The following is a 16,971-nucleotide window of genomic DNA, read 5'->3' as shown; positions in this document are numbered from 1 at the left end:
GCCGCGGCCGGCCCAAGGCAAGTCCGGGCTCACTGCCGCGCGTCGGCCAACTGTCCGGATATCGCGTGGTACGTGAGGTGTACAAGGAGTGGCCCTTACGGGGGATTCGCCCCGCCCGCCGATGCAACACGGTGGGCAGGCACGCAATCTCCGCAAGAGGGGACACCGCACGTATGAAGCGCCTCCCGCCGCTGTTAGCGACTGCCGGACTCATCGCAACCACCCTGTCCCAGCTGGCCGTTCCCCAGGCATCCGCTGCCCCGTCCACCCCCGAGTACATGAACCAGAAGCCCTCCTGGCACCGCTGCAGCGCAGACAAACCGGCGACCTACGAGTGCGCGGCCCTCAAGGTCCCGCTCGACTACAAGCGCCCCCAGGGCCCCACGATCGACCTCGCGATATCCCGGGTGAAGAGCGAGAACCCGGCCAAGCGGCACGGCGTCCTGCTCCTCAACCCGGGCGGCCCCGGCGCCAGCGGACTCTACCGGCCGATGCGGATGAGCACGGAGATGCCCAAGGACGTACGGGACCGCTACGACCTCATCGGCTTCGACCCGCGCGGCGTCGGGGCCAGCAGCCCGGTCACCTGCGGGCTGAACCAGACCGAGACGGGCATCGGCGGGGCGTACCGGCCCGAGCGCTTCGCCTCGGACGTGGCCTGGGCGCGCAGCGTCGCGGACAAGTGCCGCGAGAAGGCCGGTGACGTGCTCCCGTACATCACCACCCGAAACACGGCCCGCGACTTGGACGTGATCCGCGCCGCACTTGGCGAGCGCAAGATCTCGTACCTGGGCTACTCGTACGGGACCTACCTCGGCGCGGTGTACTCCCAGATGTTCCCGCAGCGGACGGACCGCTTCGTGCTGGACAGCGGGGTGGACCCGCACCGCATCTGGCGCGGCATGTACCAGGTGTGGGCGACCAGCTCCGGGCCGGCCTTCGAGCGGTGGACTCACTGGGCGGCTGAGCGTTCGGCCGAATACGGCCTCGGCGCGACCCCCGAGGCGGTGTCCGGCACGTTCTGGGCACTGGTGGCGCGCGCGGACCGGGAGCCGATCGACTACTTCGGGCAGAAGGTCACGGGTGACGAGATCCGGGACCCGGGAGTGTTCTACTCCCCCGTCGAGGCCTCGATCATCACGAGGTCCCTCAAAGCCGCGGCCGAGCGGACACCCCTGCCGGCGGACGCCGGGGTGCCGGACGTGAAGAGGCTCATCGCCGGCTCCGGGGTGGCCGCCGGGTCGGATGCCGACACGGAGGCCGCCCCGGCGCCGGGCAGCGGGCCCGCCCGGGCGGCCGCCCCCGGCGACAACGCCACCGCCGTCTACTGGTCCGTGGTGTGCGGGGACACGGAGAACTGGCCGCGCGACCCCGCGCAGTACGCGCGGGACGCGGTCCAGGACAAGGTGAAGTACCCGCTGTACGGGGACTTCTCGTCGAACATCAAGCCCTGCGCCTTCTGGCAGCCGCCGCTGGAGGCCGCGACGCCCATGACGCAGCGGGCACGGGTGCTGACCGTGCAGAACGAGTGGGATCCGATGACCCCGCTCAGCAGCGGTCAGGGCCTGCACCGCGCCCTGAAGGGCTCGCGGATGGTGCTGGCGAAGGGCGGGCAGGGCCACGGCGTGTACCTCAGCGACCCCACCTCCTGTGCCAACGACCTCGTCGACACCTACCTCACCACGGGCCGGCTCCCCGCGAGGGACGTGACCTGTCAGAGTCCGCCACGCGACCAGGACCCGCAGGGGTCGCCGGCGCCGTGAACCCGCCGGACCGTTCACCCCGTTCCGGTCACTCCTGAGCGGCCGGGGCGGGGAGGGTGGCGAGTTCGCCCAGGATGCGGGCCGCCGGCGCGGGGTCGACCAGCCATTTCAGGTGGCTGCCCTCCAGCGTGCGGACGTCGTACGGGTTGTCAGGCGTCAACTCGTTGCCTTCGCGGATCAGGCGGTCCTGGAGGGCGAGCGGCAGGCTCGCGTCGTCGGCCAGGCGAACGTAGGTCTTGGGAATGGTGCCCCAGGTCGCGGCCTGTGCCCGGTCGGCGGGGCCGCCTACGTCCAGGTTCTCGTCCGGCTGGAAGGTGTTGAGGAAGGTGAGGAACTGCTCGTCGGTGCCGTCCGCGAAGAAGGCCGACTTGAACGCAGCGAGCGAGTCCGGGTCGGCGGTGCGGAAGTTGACGCGGAGCAGGCCGAGCTCGGCAGGGTTCCCGGCCAGTGCCGAAGCGAAGGCGGCGGGGTCGACTCCGGCCATCTCCGGCTCGGCGTAGTAGTCACCCACGTCGAGCCGGACCGGGCACCAGGCCGAGACGTAGACGATGCGGTCGATCAGGTCGGGGCGCGCGTTGGCCGCAGCCGTGACCGTGGCACCGCCGCGGCTGTGGGCGACGAGGATCACGGGGCCGTTCCGCTTGGCTCGTTCGAGGATCCCCGTCAGGTGCGCGACGTTGTCGGCGAGCGTGACGCCCTTGATCGAGCCGGGCGCGCTCGCGAGGCCCGCGGGGTCCTGCGGTGCCTGGTAGGCGTGGGTGAAGGTCGCCTGGAAGCCGTGGCCGGGCAGGTCGACGGCGACGGAGCGGTGGCCGAGGAGACCGAGTTCGGCCTGAAGGGGCGCGAAGGAGAAGGAGTTCGCGAATGCTCCGTGCACGAGTACGAACGTCGGTTGCGTCATCTTGTTCTTCACTTTCCGGCCGCCGCGGGGCAGCGACGGCCATTGCGAGGCCCCCGGGTGCGGGGGACGTACGGGTTGCGTGGGCTTGCCGGCGGCCTACGCGATCACTCCGAGGTCCGACGCGGGATCGGCAGGGTGGTCCAGGGCCCATGAGGCCAGCGAGCCCCAGCAGGCCCACTCGTAGGTGTCCAGCACCTGCTGGACCAGCGGGAGCGCCGCTTCCTCCTCGTGCTTGAGGTAGCCGCCCAGGCCGCGGGTCAGCGCGTCGACGGGCTGGCCCAGCTTCCTCCGCCCGTCCGGCCGTGCGAGCAGGGCGCCTTGGACGCGTGACAGCATGCCCCAAACGATCTTGTAGTTCGCGCCTTAGATCAAGAGCCACTTGTGCGCGGTTCGATATCCGCTGGGTTGTCGAAGGAGGACCGGGAACAGGTGGAGCTGCGGGACATCGAAATCTTCCTGGTGCTGGCCGAGGAGCTGCACTCCGGCCGCACAGCACAGCGTCTGCATGTCTCGCAGGCGCCCCTTTCCGTGGCCGCCGACCACCAGCTCGCAGGACGGGAATCCGTACCGCTTGAACTGCTCGCAGAACTCCCGCACGGCACCGCCCTGGACCTGCAGGACTACTGGGAGGACAGCTACCTGCCCTTCCGCACACCGCGAGGCCGGCCGATAGAACGCATCCCGTCCGGCCGTGGTCAGTCGGTGAGGTCCGTGCGCCACTGGGCGCGGGCGGTGGAGAGGAGTTGCGGGAGGTCCGAGGACGTCTCGTCGTACTGCTGGTCGTTGACGAGGAGCTGGTAGACCTGTCCGCCGTCGCCGGCGACGAAGAGTTCGGTCCGATGGCAGGGGGTCTCCCGGGCGGGCCAGTGGTAGTCCAGCTCCAGCCGTGCGGCTTCCTTTTCGCCGTGTGTGTCCGCGTGGGTGCTTGCGGTCAGGGCCACCATCTTCGACTCCTCCGTCTTGGCGTACCAGGCGAGTTGTCCTCGGGCGGCCGTCTGGGCGGTGTGACCGTTGGTGTCGTCCCGTTTCACCCCGATCACGTAGCGGTCGTCGGGTGAGACCCAGGTGGACTGGAGCGCGTTGTCGACGTCCGGTCTCCAGCCGTCGGGTACGGCGACGGCGAGGCGGAGCGCATTCGCCCGCACGACATGCCAGCCGGACGGCACCGGTGGGGGTGACTGTGGCGCAGAACTCGACGGCGGCAGTGTGGCGGAGGGGTTCGGCGGGGCAGGTGCTGAGATCGGCTGTTCTTGCGCTGTGTCTCCGGGTGAGGAGGCCTCGTCGGACGTCTGCGACGAGCCGCCGTAATGGTTGGCGATCACCAGTACGGCGACCAAGGCCGCGAGTGCGGCCCACTGCGCGGGGGCGCTCCAGCGTCCCCGGCGCCCGGTCCGCGGTGCGCGCCCGGTCCGCGGTGCGCGCCCGGAGGCCGGTGACCGCCGTTCGCGCGGTGGCGGGCTGATGTCCGGCGCGTCGACGGCCCGGTGCCCGGGCTGCGGCAGGGCCGCCGAGCCCGCTGGTGAGGTGGCTTCCTCGGGTCGGGTCGTGGGCAGGGGGCCGGGGAGGATGACCGGCATCGGCGTCGGAGGGGTGGCCGGCGTGGGGGCCGGTGCAGAGGCAGCGGTCGTCGCAGCGGTGTGGAGGCGGCGCGCCTGCTGGAGCTTGTCCGTTCTGGTGCGGGCGTCGCGGGGGTAGCGGTTCTCGATGATCTGGTTGAGCCGCGCAAGGGGGATGATCTTCGCTCCGGAGCGGTACTCGCTCCACACGCTCCTGCTCAGCCGGTGACGTTCTTCGAGCTGGCTGACGGTGTCCTCGGCTGTCAGCTCCCGCAGGAACCGCGCGAGGGCGTTGGCTTCGGGTGTACGGCCCTTCAACGGGCCCGGCGGACGTCCTGGTCTGCTCATCTCTCCCCCTCCTCGGCTGTCGGCGTGCTCGCAGACGTGCGTGCAGATTCGCAGTTGCCCGGTGCCCCCAAATCGCCGACCTGCGCGAACACCGACACGACCCAACGGACCATCAGATCAGGTTCCAGCGTGGTGTTCCACCGCTTCCGCCAACGCGGACGGCGGGGTCCACCACGGGCAAGGGATCACCGTGCACTGACCGTTCGTCCGCAAGCCGAAGGCCCTCGCGGCCCTGGCGGGACCGGCCTGGTGCTGTACCGACGTGCGCATCCTTCTCGCAGCCCGGCTAGCTGCTCTCCTCGAAGGTGCCGAGGCCGCCTGCGTCCAGGTACTCCACCCGCATCCTGCCGTCGGTGAAGGTCACCCCGGTACGGCCGACGGCGTTCTCGCCGACGGTCTCGAAGCTGAAGGTGTCCCCGTCGTAGTGGGTGAGGGGGAACGCCTTCGGCGCCGGACCCAGGTGCAGCACCAGCCCGCCGCCCGGGCCGGCCGTGACGGTGGCCCGCCCGTAGAACGGGTTGGTGTACGTCCCGGTGTACGCGCTGTCAGCGCGGGCCGGCTTCGGGTCCGCGGGCGCCTTGGCGAAGTCCGTCTCCGAGCGGCCCTCGCCGAGCTGCTGCTCATAGACCTCCGCCACCACGGGCAGCCAGTCCCGGCTGGGCTTGCCGAACTCGGCGGTGTCGAAGAAGTTGAGTGCGACGGTGTCGGGGAGACCCGTGGGGGCGCCGTTGGTGAGCACCACGATGGCGAGCTTCTCGGCGGGGACCAGGGTGACGTTGGTGTTGGTGCCGAGTGCGAAGGCGCCGGCGTGGCTCAGGCGCAGGCGTCCGTGGTCGTCGTAGCGCACGTTCCAGCCCAGGCCGTAGTAGCCGGGCTGGGTGTTCGCTGCGGCGGGCGGCTGGCTGATGCTGTGCGGGACGTGGGTCTCGGCCAGGCCGTCGCCGTTGATGACCTGCTTGCCGTCGATCTTTCCGCCGCCCAGCTGGAGGCGTAGCCAGCGGGCCATGTCCCGGGCGTTGGAGCTGACGCCGCCGGCCGCCGTCTGCGCGTCGGCGTCTCGGACGTAGCGCGGCTTCCAGGTGCCGTCGGCGGTCTTGACGTGGGTCAGGGCGCGGTCGGCCGCCTTCTCGTAGTCGCTGAAGCGGGAGCTGGTGTGCGTCATCCCGGCGGGCTTGTACAGCAGGTCTTCGGAGAGCTTGTCCCAGGGCACGCCCTTGGCCTTGGCGACGGCCTCGGCGGCCGCGGTGAAGCCGAAGTTGGTGTACGCGTAGCTGGTGCGGAAGGGGCTGAGGGGCTCGTAGCGCAGGTGCGACAGGATGTACGCCTGGTCGTAGCCCAGGTCCTCCAGGAGGTCGCCGGAGTGATCCGGCAGGCCCGAGCGGTGCGAGAGCAGGTCGGCCGCCGTGACGTGCGAGCTGACCCACGGGTCCTTGAGGGTGATGCCCTTGAGCGGGGCGTCGAAGCCCTCGGCGCCGAGGGCCTGCGCCAGGACGGTGGAGGCCACCGGTTTGGACACCGAGGCGAGCTGGAAGACCGTGTCCGGGCCGACCTTGTCGCCCGGGGCTTCGGTGCTGCGGACACCGAAGCCCTTGAGGTAGACGACCTTGTCGTCGTGGACCACCGCCACCGCGACACCAGGCACCCCGGTGCGCCGCATGCCGTCCTGCACCTGCGAATCCAGCGTGTCCAGGGCCCTCGCCACGTCGAAGCCATCGGGGCTCGGCGGCGGTGCGGCAGCGACGGTCCCGGCCGCCAAGGCGAGCCCAGCGACCACCGTCAGCCGCCTGCTGTTGCGTGGCATACGTCCATTTAACGCCGGTCAAGCGCCGGGCGCCCGGGGAAGCCGGGGCACGGAAACCCTGTGCCAGGGCCGCACCCACCGACGCGCGGTGATGGCTCGCGGGAGCGGTCGTGGCCGGTCGACGTACGCGTCAGCCGGCCCGAAGACCGACCGCCAGCGTCAGTTCAAGGACCCGCTGGGGCGATGCGAGATCCGGGAACAGCTCGCGCAGCTGCGACATCCGGTACCGGACCGTCTGGGGATGGACGAACAACGCCGCCGCCACCTCGTCCCGCCTGCCCTGGTGCAGCAGCCACTCCCGCAACGTCTCCTCCAGCCGCCGTGCCGTCGCGACAGGCAAGGTCCGCAGCGGTGCCAGGGCTCGGGCACGCAGGTCGGCGAACGCGTCCGCGTCAGCGCTCAGCACCAGCTCGGGCAGGTGGTCCTCGGTGTCGCGGATATCGGCGGAGAGGGAGCGTGCGCGTGCCGCTCGTGCGTACGAGGCGGACGCGCGCGTCCATGGCCGGGCCGGGCCGACCACTGCGGTGCGGTCGGTCAGCTGCCGCAGGAGATGGGGCCGGTCGGCGTCGGGGACGAGCAGCACACCGGTGGCGTCCGGCAGATCGTCGAGGACGAGGGTGCTCGGGTCGAGCGCGCGGTAGGCAGGCCGGGCCTGGGCAGCGGGCAGCAGGACCGCGGTCAGCGAAACCGGAGGTTTCCACCCGGCCCGTTGGACGGAGGCCACCAGCACGTCCGGGCTCGCGTCGGCGAGGAGGTCGCGCGCCAGGTGTTCCAGGTGCCGCTCGTGGGCCCTGCCTCGGGCGGCCAGTTCGTCGGCGTGGCCCGCGGCGCTCGCGGCAGAGAGCTCGTCGATGTAGGCGAAGGTCAGCTCGGCGAACTTGGCGACCTCGGCGGCCGGCAGACCTACGGGTACGGCACCCGCCGCCAGGCATCGCCAGGCCACGCGGGCGCCGACACGGTAGGCGCTGAGGAGGGCGTCCATCGAACGGCCGTCGCGCACCTCGCCGCGGCCCAGCTCGTAGGCAGCGTCACCTGCGTCGCCGCCTGTGGCGTTCCCGCTCGCGAGGTCCAGGTAGTGCCCCAGGGCGGTACGGACGGATCTGCGGATGGTGGCGCCCATGCGGCCCGAGAGGGCGTTGGCATAGGGAGGGACCTCGTCGATGATCGCCTGGACGACCTCGTCGGCGGTGGCCTTCAGCGCGGCCCGAAGTGCGGTGACCGTCGTCTCGTCCAGGGCCAGTTCGCTGGCCCTCCTGGTTGCATGGCTCACGATTTTGTTCCCTGCGAACAATCTAGCTGATCAGATTTACGTCCTGTGGTCAGGACTTTACGCCTTGAGGCGCAGCAAGCTGGAGTCATGACGAGTGCAGCCCTCCGCAGCAGGGCGTGGAAACTGCTGGAGATGGTCACGACGCCGCTGCTGCCGTCGGACTACCTCGACCTGGTCAGCCCGCTGCGTGCGGGCGCCGACCTCCGTGGGCGCATCGAGGCCGTGCACCCCGAGACGGGTGACGCCGCGACCATCGTGATCAGGCCGGGACGGGGCTGGCGCGGCCACACAGCAGGTCAGTACGTGCGGATCGGGGTCGATGTCGACGGGGTGCGCCTGTGGCGTGCCTACTCCCTCACCTCGCCGACAGACCGCCAGGACGGCCGCGTCACGATCACCGTGAAGGCGATCCCGGACGGCAAGGTCAGCAACCACCTGGTCCGCAGGGCGAAACCGGGCACGCTGATCCAGCTCGACCAGCCGACCGGTGACTTCGTGCTGCCGCAGGCCAGGCCCGCCAAGGTGCTCTACCTGACGGCCGGCAGCGGCATCACGCCCGTGATGGGCATGCTGCGCGACACCGAGTTCGACGACGTCGTCATGGTCCACAGCGCGCCACGGCCGCAAGACGTGATCTTCCGCAACGAACTGCACGACCTGGTCGCGGACAAGAAGCTGCGGCTCACCGAGGTGCACACCGACACGGACGGCATGCTCGACATCGCCCGCCTCGACGAACTCGTGCCCGACTGGGCCGAGCGCGAGACCTGGGCGTGCGGGCCCGCGGGCCTGCTCGACGCCGCCGAGAAGCACTGGACCGAGCACGGCGTACAGGAGCGCCTGCACACGGAACGCTTCCGCTCCAGCATCGTCGTCGTCGGCGACGGCGGCGAGGTCACGTTCAGCGCCACCGGCAAGACCGTCGACGCGGACGGCGCCACGCCGTTGCTGGACGTCGGCGAGGAGGCCGGCGTGCTCATGCCCTCCGGGTGCCGCATGGGCATCTGCTTCGGCTGCATCACGCCGCTCAAGGCGGGAGCCGTCCGCGACCTGCGCACTGGCGAGATCACCGAGGCCGAGCCGGGCGTCCTCATCCAGACCTGCGTGTCCGCCGCGGCGGGCCCCTGCGACATCGAACGGTAGGAGCACCTTGACCGCCATCGACCCCACCGCCCACCTGACCGCGGAGCAGATCGAGGAGCTCGGCCGCGAGCTGGACGCGATCCGCGACGAGGTGATCGCCGGCCGCGGCGAGAAGGACGCCGCCTACATCCGTAAGGTCATCTCGGCGCAGCGCAAGCTCGAGCTGGTCAGCAGGGGCGTGCTGCTGTTCTCGATCTTCCCGCCCGCGTGGCTGCTCGGCACCGCCGGTCTGTCCGTGGCGAAGATCATGGACAACATGGAGATCGGCCACAACATCCTGCACGGCCAGTGGGACTGGATGCGGGACCCGAAGATCCACTCCACCACCTGGGAGTGGGATCACGTCTCGCCGTCCGAGCAGTGGAAGCACTCGCACAACGAGCTGCACCACACGTACACCAACGTGATCGGCAAGGACAACGACCTCGGCTACGGCATCATGCGCGTCGACGAGGACCAGAGGTGGCACCCGTTCCACCTCGGACAGCCGCTGTGGAACTTCCTCAACGCCTGCTTCTTCGAGTACGGCATCGCAGCGTACGACCTGGAGCTCGGCAAGAACCTGCACAAGCGCCGCCGCAAGAACCCGGAGTTCCGCGCGCGGGCCAAGGCCGTGGGCCGCAAGATCCGCAAGCAGGTGCTCAAGGACTACGTGATCCACCCGCTGCTGTCGGGGCCGTCGTTCCTCCCCACGCTCGCCGCCACGTTCACCGCGAACCTGGTCCGCAACATCTGGACCCACTCGGTGATCATGTGCGGGCACTTCCCCGAGGGCGTCCAGGTCTTCGAGCGCCGGTCGATCAACGGCGAGACGCGCGGCCAGTGGTACCTGCGCCAGATGATGGGCTCGGCGAACATCAGCGGCAGCAAGGCCATGCACTTCATGACCGGCAACCTGTCGCACCAGATCGAGCACCACCTGTTCCCTGACCTGCCGAGCAACCGGTACGCCGAGGTCGCGGTGAAGGTGCGCGCGCTGTTCGAGAAGTACGAGCTGGAGTACGTCACCGGCCCGCTGCCCAAGCAGGTGTTCTCCGCGTGGCACAAGGTCTTCCGGCTCTCGCTGCCGAACAAGAAGCCCAAGGTCAAAATGCCGGACCGCGAGCAGGAGCTCGTCGCGGCCTGATTCCCCGTACGGGTTCAGATCTCGCGGCTGACCGTACCGGCGGTGCCGCCGGTACGGTCAGCCGTGGTGGTACAGGTCGGCGCCTGCCGACCGGCGCCTTCCTTTCGGGGCGGTGCCCTGCGTTGGGTGAGTGATTGCGTCAGTAGCCGGGGGTGCCGGCTCGTGGCTACGCGGCCCGGGCGGTCAGCAGGGAGGTGGCGAGCCGGGTCTGCAATGCGGCCAGCGCGCGGACCACCGGGACTGCAGTGGCCAGCAGGAACACCCCGATGGCGGTGTTGAAGCCGATGTCGGCGGCCCGCGAGGAGGTGTCGAATATCAGCTCGGTCAGGCCTTGGTTGTCCTGCCCCCGGGGCAGGGACCACGACCAGGTGACGTAGAGCAGCTCACCGATGCCGCCGAGGGTCCATGTCAGGGCCACGCTGAAGGTGGTGACCTGGAGCGGGAAGGCGACGACCAGCTGGACGAGGTCACGCCAGGACTGCGGATCGCGTACAGCGTGCAGCGTTCCCGCCCATCCCGAGCCGGACGGCCGCAGGTGGTACGGCGGCAGCGGGCGGCCGGTGACTGCCGTGACACGTCGTCGTTCCAGGTTGGCCAGTGCCCGGGCCGCTCGCAGTGTTCCGGCCAGGATCGGGAGCCCGACCCAGACCACGAGGGTGGACACCCCTACGGCGGCTCCGGTCACCGCGAAGGTGAAGGCCGCCAGCCCGAGCGGCAGTCCGGACAGCAGGTATCCCAGCTCGCGGCGGAACCGGCGGGCAGCGGGCGCGGGCGCGGTGGGCGCCTGCGGCACAGTGAGGCGTGAGGCGGTCTCAGTCATGGGACTACGCTCGCGGTTTCACGATGCCGGGGGGAGCCTGCTACCCGGCCACCGGAGGGTAGGGCTTACCCCACCCCTCGGAAGCCGGGGTGCCCGCTCCGGGTCGGTGTGTGCTTCGTAGTTGTTGCTGGTGCGGGCCTCGAAGAGCAGGTGTGCCGGCGGCGACGGCGACCACGGGGGTGCCCGTCGGGGGCGGTGCTCAGGGGGTACCGAAGTCCTTCGCCTCCGGGTACGTCACCTGGGTGCAGCCGCGCCGCTTCGTCACGTCGTCGACGTACGCGTGGAACAGGGCCGACATCGTCTGGGGGCTGAGCACGTTGTCATAGGTGTAGCTGGAGCTGAGGGTGTGCAGGGCGGGCTCGCCGTCGCAGACGGAGGAGGCCCACCACGCGCCGCCTCCGTGCCCGGCCGTTCCCACAGCGATGATCTTGTCCTCGCCGACCCGGGCTTCGAACCCCACCGTGTGCGCCTCTGCGCCGAAGTAGGAGGCGGTACGCAGCCACCACGGCGAGTGCGTGCGCGCACGGCGTGCGGACTCGCCTGCGTCGTCGGGCAGGCCCTGGGCGATACGGCCCACCTGTTCGGGGCTGACCGCAAGGAGGCAGAGTTCGATGGGGGACGCGTCCGGGACAGGCGTCGCGAGGGCACGGTCAGGCAGCCGGCCCTGCCCTTGCTCCTCGACGTGCCGGGAGAACCACTTGCACGAACCGTCCGTCTCCTGCGCGGGCCGGAGGTCAGAGGGTACGGACGGCAACGGTTCGGCGGGCAGGGCGGGCAGCTCGCTCTGGCAACCGATCCGGCCGATGAGCTCCCCGGCGGCCGAGCGGGCGATGCGGGCGAGGCGGGCACGGTCCGCGGCGGAGACGTCGTCGTAGTCCGCGCGGGCCGTGACGTTCAGCAGCTTCGGAGCCGTCGCGCGGCTGCCGGGGCCGCACTCGGCTCGGACGCTGGCGTACCAGTTTCCGTACCGGCCCAGAGTGCCGTCTCCGATCGGCCACGGTTCGGGGCGGTCGGCGATCGCCGTGACATCGGATTCCTGGCCGCCCAGACTGTCGCGGAACGGCTCGAGATCGTTGTCGTCACCGATCCATTGCATCGGCCTGGAGGGGCTGCTCACCCTGACCGTCAACGTGAACAGGCTCGTGCTCTTGTCGGGACCAGGCACCTTGTAGACGGTGCAGGAACCGGGCAGCCGGCCCACATCGAGCCGGGACTTGTCGTAGTCGCTTCCAGTTGCCCGGAGCATCCCGCCCTGCAGGTCCATCACCGCGGCCCCGGACACCAGCCCGTCGCAGGCCGCGCTGATGTCGCGTTCGCTGGATGCGCGGTCCCGGATGTCGTCGAACGTCAACCAGCCCGCGTACAGACTCAGTCCGATCCCTCCGCACGCCGCCCACTGCCACAGCCGGACCCACCCCACACGCATCGCGCATCCCCCTCGTAGCCTGCCCGGTGCGGCCCGCGGCCGCCCCGGGCACCGAGCGTAGGTGTCCGGCCCCGGACGGGCCGAGGCAGGGGGTGCCGAACTGCAGTAGGGCACCAGGGCTGTGCGCCCGCGGTCGGCGCACCTGTTCGCAGACCCTGCCGATGTCCTCACGCCGGAGGCTGTGGACGTACGGTGACAGTCGCCCGCGGGGTGGGCACGCCTCGGGCAGGGACTGCCGCACTCGTGCCGAGGGTGCGTGGCGGCTCAGTGGAGGCAGAGGCAGAACGGGTGCCCGGCCGGATCGGCGCAGACCCGCCAGTTGGCCTCGGGGCGGAGCTGGTCCGTCCGCTCCAGGACGGTCCCTCCGAGGGCGAGCACCCGCTTCTCCTCCGTGTCGAGGTCGTCCACGTCGAAGTCGAGGTGGAGCTGCTGCGGGTGCTGCTGGCCCGGCCATTCGGGGGGCCGGTAGCCGTCCACCCGCTGGCAGGCCAGCGGCGTTCCGTCGAACCCGTGTACTTCGACCCAGTCGGGATCCTTCGGCTCGGCGACCACCCGGCCGCCGAGCAGGGCTGCGTAGAACTCCGCGAGCTGTACCGGATCGGCGCAGTCCAGCGCGATCGCCTGCAATTTTCGAATCACTTTCGGCTCCTCTTCACACAGACCGGCCCTGGCCTCGTGGATGCCCCTGCCCCCGGCCGGGCCACGCCATTCGCCCCGGGACCGGCAGGTCAGTACCAGCCGAGGAGGTCAACGGTCATGCGCTTGTTCGCCAACGGCTTCTCATCGTGGTCAAGGAGGTGCTCGAAGAGGAACTTCGGTTCGGCGGTGCTGCCCGCTTCCTTGAGGAACCAGCCCGACCCGTTCTTGATGACGCTCCTCTTGCCATCCGGGGCAGTCGCCTCGTTCTTCTGCCCGGGGGACACCGTCTGTCGCTTCTCGACCTGGCCGGAGGCGGCGATGTCCCAGTTCAACTCGCTGTCCCGGGAGAACGTGCCTGTTTCGAGGGTCGCCTCTTCCTTCAGGTCATCCGGGGTCTTCGGGTCGGCGGAGTACACCTTGTCGTTGTTGGCGAGAAAGTACACCCGCTTCCCGTCCGGGCCGAAGCGGGGTTGTGTGTAGCCGGGCTTGCCGCCCGAGTACGTGGGCTTGCCGCCGATACTCACCGGCGTGTCCCCGTAGTTCCCGTTCGGCCCCGCGCCGCTCGTGTACTCCCCGAAGAACAGGCCGCCCGCCTTCGTCGTCCACACGACGGAGTGCCAGTCCGCCGAGAACGCCTGCCTCCTCCACGCGCTCGGCACGGCGTGCTGGGGCAGGAAGGCTCCCGCCTTTGTCCTGCCGGTCGTCTCGTCAAAGACCACGAGCTCGGTGAGGTTTCCGGACACCAACGCGACCAGGCCCTTCATCTCCAGGCTCTGCTGCTCCGCCTTCGCCGACGGAGCCTGACCGGATGCCGTCGGCCCTCCCTTGTCCGCCGGCGCCTGCCCGCCTGCGTTGTCGCCGCCCCCGCCGCACGAGACCGCACCCGCGAGGAGGACGGCGGCAACGGCAACCGCCCACACGGGCCCCCCGCGCCGCAGACGGCCCCTGCTCTCACTGGGAACGGATGTGGTCGCCAGGACTTCCGACATGCGCAGCATCCCCCTCATTGCACGGCCGACCCTCAAGTTGACCATGCGTAGGCCCGGTTGGGGAGAGTCTCCGGACTTCGCCTCCAGCACTGGGTACGTTTCGGCCAGCATCCGTGCCCCCGTCGGCACATGGCCCGCGGGGGCACGGTCACGTCGGTCGGACCCCGGTCAGCCGGTGGCCACCGCGATGACGATGAACGTCGCGTAGAAGAGCAGGGACAGTGCCATCGGCACCGAGACCACCAGCGCCTCCGGACGTCGCCGCAACTGCTTGCCCGGGTCGAGCGGAGGGCGGAAGCCGCCCTGCGGGGCCGCGAGCCCGGCGAACGTCGACCTCGGACCGAGGTTTCGCAACACCGTGATCGGGGTGAGCAGCAGGGACATCGGCGCCCACCAGCCCTGCCAGAGCGTCTTCGCGGACATGTCCCGGACGGTCGCCGTCCCGCAGTCACGGCAGAACGGCCCCTGCACGCTCAGCGAGCGCATCATCAGGACCATGCCCTGGTGGCCCCGGACGGTCGCCTGCGCCGCCGGCTGCGCCCCGCACAGCCGGCAGCCGGGGCCGCCCTGCTGGGGCAGTCCCGCGGCGAACGGGTTCCCGTGACCGGCGGGCTGCGGGGCGGCGACGCCGGGCTGCTGCTGCGCGTACGGGTTGCCGTGCCCCGCCGGCTGCGGGGGCTGCTGGGCGTACGGGTTTCCCTGGCCGGGTTGCTGGGCGTACGGGTTGTGCTGGTGCTGCGGGACCGAGCCCTGCTGCGGTGGTGGAGTGGCCACGATGGTCCCCTTGAAGAAGTCGGTTCGCTCACCTGGGGCGGTGATCAAGGCACCCTAGCGGGATTCACCATGTCCCCAACAACCGGTCCAGGGCCCGGAACCCGTCCCCGGACCAAGGGCGGCCGGCCCGTCGGCTTCGAGGGGCTCCTCCTTCGGGAGGCATGCTCCCGAGATCAGGCGGCCGTGGCCCGGGGCCGGTGGAGTTGTGCCTGACCGAAGAGGAGGGCGTAGCCGTCGGGGAGTTGCCGGAGGATGCGGGCGAGGAGGTCGGGCCCGGCGAGGGCGGACACGGGGGCGAGGACGGCGCCGGTGTCCCAGCGGGTGGTGGCCGGTGTGGCGCCCGTACGGGCGGCCAGGTCCTTGACGAATCCCCAACCCGTGAGCTGTTCGGTGTCGGGGACCGTCGCGGTCAGGGCGCGCGCTGCTTCGACGGGCAGGCGGCGGGCGAGGTCGACGCGTTCGTCGCCGGTCAGCTGCCGGCCGAGGGCGCCCAGGACGGAGCGGACAGCCAGCTCGGCGCGTTCCCGGGTGGGGTAGGCGCCTTCGTAGCGGACGCGCTCCAGCATCTGGTCGTAGGTCATGGCCGCGGGGAACCGCTGCGGTCGGGTCTGCTCGTACATGGCGGGTGAGCCGGCCTTTCTCGGGGAGGGAGGGTCGGGAGGTTCCAGTCCCGGTGTCAGGTGGGTTGGGGGTGACCGAAGAGGACGTCGTAGCCGGGTGGGAGCTGGAGCAGGAGCTCCCGGGTGAGGGCAGCGCCCGCGGTGGCGGCGACGGTGGACAGCACCGCGCCGATGTCCCACAGGGAGGTGCTCTCGGTAGCGCCTTCGATCCAGGCTGCGGTCGCCCGGACGAATCGTTCGGGTGTGAGTGGTTCGGCGGCCTGGAGGGGATTGAGCAGGATCAGGGCGTACGTCTCGGGGAGCCGGGCGGCGAGCTCGGCCCGCACTGCGCCGACCAGGTGGGCTCCCAGCAGGGCCAGAACGACCCGGGCTGCACGATCTGCCTCTTCCACGCTCTCGTACTCGCCGCGCTCCTGGACGTGGGTCAGGAACGCTTCCCTGCGTATCGGCATCACGTCACCTCCGGACAGGGGTGAAGGGGGAAGGCCGCGGAGGACGGGGGGCCGGAGGGGGATCGGTTTCCCCGTCCTCCGCCGCTGTGCGGGCCGCTCTAGCCGGAGATCTGCCTACGGCCGGGCTCGCCGCCGATGCTGATCTTGCGGGGCTTGGCACGCTCGGCGATCGGGATCCGCAGGGTCAGGACACCCGCGTCGTAGTCCGCTTCGATGTGCTCGGTGTCGAGGGTGTCGGCCAGCATGACCTGGCGGGAGAAGACCCCGAGGGGCCGCTCGGACAGCTCCATCTGCACACCGTCGGACTTCCCCGTGGGCCGGCGCTCGGCCTTCACGGTCAGCATGTTCCGTTCGACGTCGATGTCGATCGCCTCGGTGCTCACACCGGGAAGGTCGAAGGCGATCACGTAGACGTCGCCCTGCCGGTATGCGTCCATCGGCATCACGGACGGCTTGGACCACGTGCCCGAGGTCCCCGACAGCTGCTGAACGATCCGGTCCATCTCGCGGAACGGGTCAGTGCGCATCAACATCGCGAAACACCTCCAGTTGGTTCAGGCAGAAACTGCCAATGCGCTTCAACGTGCTCCCGTTGTAACATGTCATCGAAACGATGACAAGCAAGACGTCATCTGGAGGATGACAAGCGCTGGAGAACGTGATGAAGGAAGCCGATACCCCGCACGCGCAGGTGCCTTTCCTCGCCGCAGCAGCAGCACTGGAGACCATCGACCAGGCCGTCAAGGACGCGCAGCGGCTCCCCACCGCACCACTGACGGCCCCGGCAGAGCCCTTGCCGGACACCGGCCCGGACCCGGCGCTGGCCGCGCTCCTGATGCTGCGCGAGGTCCGCGAGCAGCTCGCCGGCTGGGAGAGCAGCCTGATCGAAACCGCCCGCGGGCATGGCGCGAGCTGGGCCGACCTCGCTGGGCCTCTTGGGGTCGCCAGCCGCCAGGCAGCCGAACGCCGCTACCTGCGGCTGCGCCCCGGCACCGCCGGAAGCACCGGTGAGCAGCGCGTCCAAGCCACCCGCGACACGCGCGCCGCCGACCGCACCGTGACCGCCTGGGCCCGCGAGAACGCGGCCGACCTGCGCCGGCTCGCCGGCCAGGTCACCGCGCTGACCGGTCTCGCAGCCAGTGCCGAAGGCGCTGTGGACGACCTGAACCTGGCCCTCGCCGACGACGACGCCGCACGCCTCGTCCGCCCCTTGATCGGCACCCGGGCCCATCTACGACCCCAGGACGCCGAACTCGCCGGACACATCGACGCCCTCACCCGGCACACCGACCAGCTCCGCCAGGACACCCACGACCAGCGCAGCTCATGACGCCCGGCCCCCG

The 16,971-nt window shown here is 70.5% G+C and carries 16 protein-coding genes and 2 pseudogenes; 5 read left to right on the top strand and 13 right to left on the bottom strand.

Annotated features, from left to right (window positions below; translation table 11 throughout):
* Positions 1 to 278 precede the first annotated feature (278 nt).
* A complete protein-coding gene (locus IO30_RS0113965) occupies positions 279 to 1,763 on the top strand; it encodes an alpha/beta hydrolase (RefSeq protein WP_245234152.1) in 1,485 nt (494 codons plus the stop codon).
* Between the two features lie 28 nt (positions 1,764 to 1,791).
* Here the strand turns inward: IO30_RS0113965 and IO30_RS0113960 are convergent, their stop codons facing one another.
* Complete coding sequence (locus IO30_RS0113960; RefSeq protein ID WP_031142809.1) at positions 1,792 to 2,664, bottom strand: alpha/beta fold hydrolase; 873 nt, start codon at positions 2,662 to 2,664, stop codon at positions 1,792 to 1,794.
* Positions 2,665 to 2,781: 117 nt separating this feature from the next.
* Positions 2,782 to 2,856: pseudogene (locus tag IO30_RS48115) on the bottom strand (SAM-dependent methyltransferase); the annotation flags it as partial.
* A gap of 237 nt (positions 2,857 to 3,093) precedes the next feature.
* Here IO30_RS48115 and IO30_RS46950 point away from each other — a divergent pair.
* A pseudogene (locus IO30_RS46950) lies at positions 3,094 to 3,192 on the top strand (LysR family transcriptional regulator); the annotation flags it as partial.
* Positions 3,193 to 3,359: 167 nt separating this feature from the next.
* Here the strand turns inward: IO30_RS46950 and IO30_RS41895 are convergent.
* The 3 genes from IO30_RS41895 to IO30_RS0113935 all read right to left on the bottom strand — a co-directional run bounded on the left by IO30_RS41895 (position 3,360) and on the right by IO30_RS0113935 (position 7,639).
* On the bottom strand, positions 3,360 to 4,568 hold the full coding sequence (locus IO30_RS41895) for a hypothetical protein (RefSeq protein WP_157853249.1): 1,209 nt from the start codon (positions 4,566 to 4,568) through the stop codon (positions 3,360 to 3,362).
* 286 nt (positions 4,569 to 4,854) lie between these two features.
* The gene (locus tag IO30_RS0113940) at positions 4,855 to 6,369 is read right to left on the bottom strand and encodes a serine hydrolase (RefSeq protein ID WP_078903955.1); all 1,515 of its coding nucleotides are present in this window, start codon (positions 6,367 to 6,369) and stop codon (positions 4,855 to 4,857) included.
* A gap of 130 nt (positions 6,370 to 6,499) precedes the next feature.
* Entirely contained in the window at positions 6,500 to 7,639 is a 1,140-nt protein-coding gene (locus IO30_RS0113935; RefSeq protein WP_031142799.1) for a PucR-like N-terminal domain-containing protein, read from the bottom strand.
* Positions 7,640 to 7,726: 87 nt separating this feature from the next.
* On the opposite strand from IO30_RS0113935, the gene IO30_RS0113930 reads away from it, so the two are divergent.
* Both IO30_RS0113930 and IO30_RS0113925 read left to right on the top strand, forming a co-directional pair.
* Positions 7,727 to 8,782, top strand: a complete 1,056-nt coding sequence (locus IO30_RS0113930; RefSeq protein WP_031142797.1) for a ferredoxin reductase — start codon at positions 7,727 to 7,729, stop codon at positions 8,780 to 8,782.
* A 7-nt stretch (positions 8,783 to 8,789) separates the two neighbouring features.
* Positions 8,790 to 9,908, top strand: coding sequence for a fatty acid desaturase family protein (locus IO30_RS0113925; RefSeq protein WP_031142795.1), 1,119 nt, complete (start codon positions 8,790 to 8,792; stop codon positions 9,906 to 9,908).
* Positions 9,909 to 10,074: 166 nt separating this feature from the next.
* On the opposite strand, the gene IO30_RS0113920 is transcribed toward IO30_RS0113925, so the two are convergent.
* From IO30_RS0113920 to IO30_RS0113885, 8 genes are all read right to left on the bottom strand, one after another.
* On the bottom strand, positions 10,075 to 10,728 hold the full coding sequence (locus IO30_RS0113920; RefSeq protein WP_078903954.1) for a sensor domain-containing protein: 654 nt from the start codon (positions 10,726 to 10,728) through the stop codon (positions 10,075 to 10,077).
* Between the two features lie 199 nt (positions 10,729 to 10,927).
* Positions 10,928 to 12,079: a hypothetical protein gene (locus IO30_RS0113915; protein WP_237403265.1), complete on the bottom strand. Its 1,152-nt coding sequence runs from the start codon at positions 12,077 to 12,079 to the stop codon at positions 10,928 to 10,930.
* Positions 12,080 to 12,418: 339 nt separating this feature from the next.
* Positions 12,419 to 12,793: a VOC family protein gene (locus tag IO30_RS0113910; protein ID WP_031142789.1), complete on the bottom strand. Its 375-nt coding sequence runs from the start codon at positions 12,791 to 12,793 to the stop codon at positions 12,419 to 12,421.
* Positions 12,794 to 12,882: 89 nt separating this feature from the next.
* Entirely contained in the window at positions 12,883 to 13,782 is a 900-nt protein-coding gene (locus IO30_RS0113905; RefSeq protein WP_157853247.1) for a hypothetical protein, read from the bottom strand.
* Between the two features lie 168 nt (positions 13,783 to 13,950).
* The gene (locus tag IO30_RS0113900; protein ID WP_157853245.1) at positions 13,951 to 14,556 is read right to left on the bottom strand and encodes a hypothetical protein; all 606 of its coding nucleotides are present in this window, start codon (positions 14,554 to 14,556) and stop codon (positions 13,951 to 13,953) included.
* Positions 14,557 to 14,729: 173 nt separating this feature from the next.
* Positions 14,730 to 15,176, bottom strand: a complete 447-nt coding sequence (locus tag IO30_RS0113895; RefSeq protein ID WP_031142784.1) for a DUF2267 domain-containing protein — start codon at positions 15,174 to 15,176, stop codon at positions 14,730 to 14,732.
* A gap of 56 nt (positions 15,177 to 15,232) precedes the next feature.
* On the bottom strand, positions 15,233 to 15,628 hold the full coding sequence (locus tag IO30_RS0113890) for a DUF2267 domain-containing protein (protein WP_031142782.1): 396 nt from the start codon (positions 15,626 to 15,628) through the stop codon (positions 15,233 to 15,235).
* Positions 15,629 to 15,726: 98 nt separating this feature from the next.
* Positions 15,727 to 16,161 carry an Hsp20/alpha crystallin family protein gene (locus IO30_RS0113885; RefSeq protein ID WP_031142780.1) on the bottom strand — a complete coding sequence of 145 codons (435 nt, stop codon included), beginning with the start codon at positions 16,159 to 16,161 and terminating at the stop codon, positions 15,727 to 15,729.
* A 128-nt stretch (positions 16,162 to 16,289) separates the two neighbouring features.
* Between IO30_RS0113885 and IO30_RS0113880 the strand changes: the two genes are divergently transcribed.
* A complete protein-coding gene (locus IO30_RS0113880; RefSeq protein WP_031142778.1) occupies positions 16,290 to 16,958 on the top strand; it encodes a hypothetical protein in 669 nt (222 codons plus the stop codon).
* Positions 16,959 to 16,971: the final 13 nt, after the last annotated feature.

This window comes from Streptomyces xanthophaeus (assembly GCF_000725805.1).
In the GTDB taxonomy this organism is placed as follows: Bacteria; Actinomycetota; Actinomycetes; order Streptomycetales; family Streptomycetaceae; genus Streptomyces; species Streptomyces xanthophaeus.
Note: the sequence above shows the minus strand (reverse complement) of the source record. Positions and strands in the feature narration are given on the sequence as shown.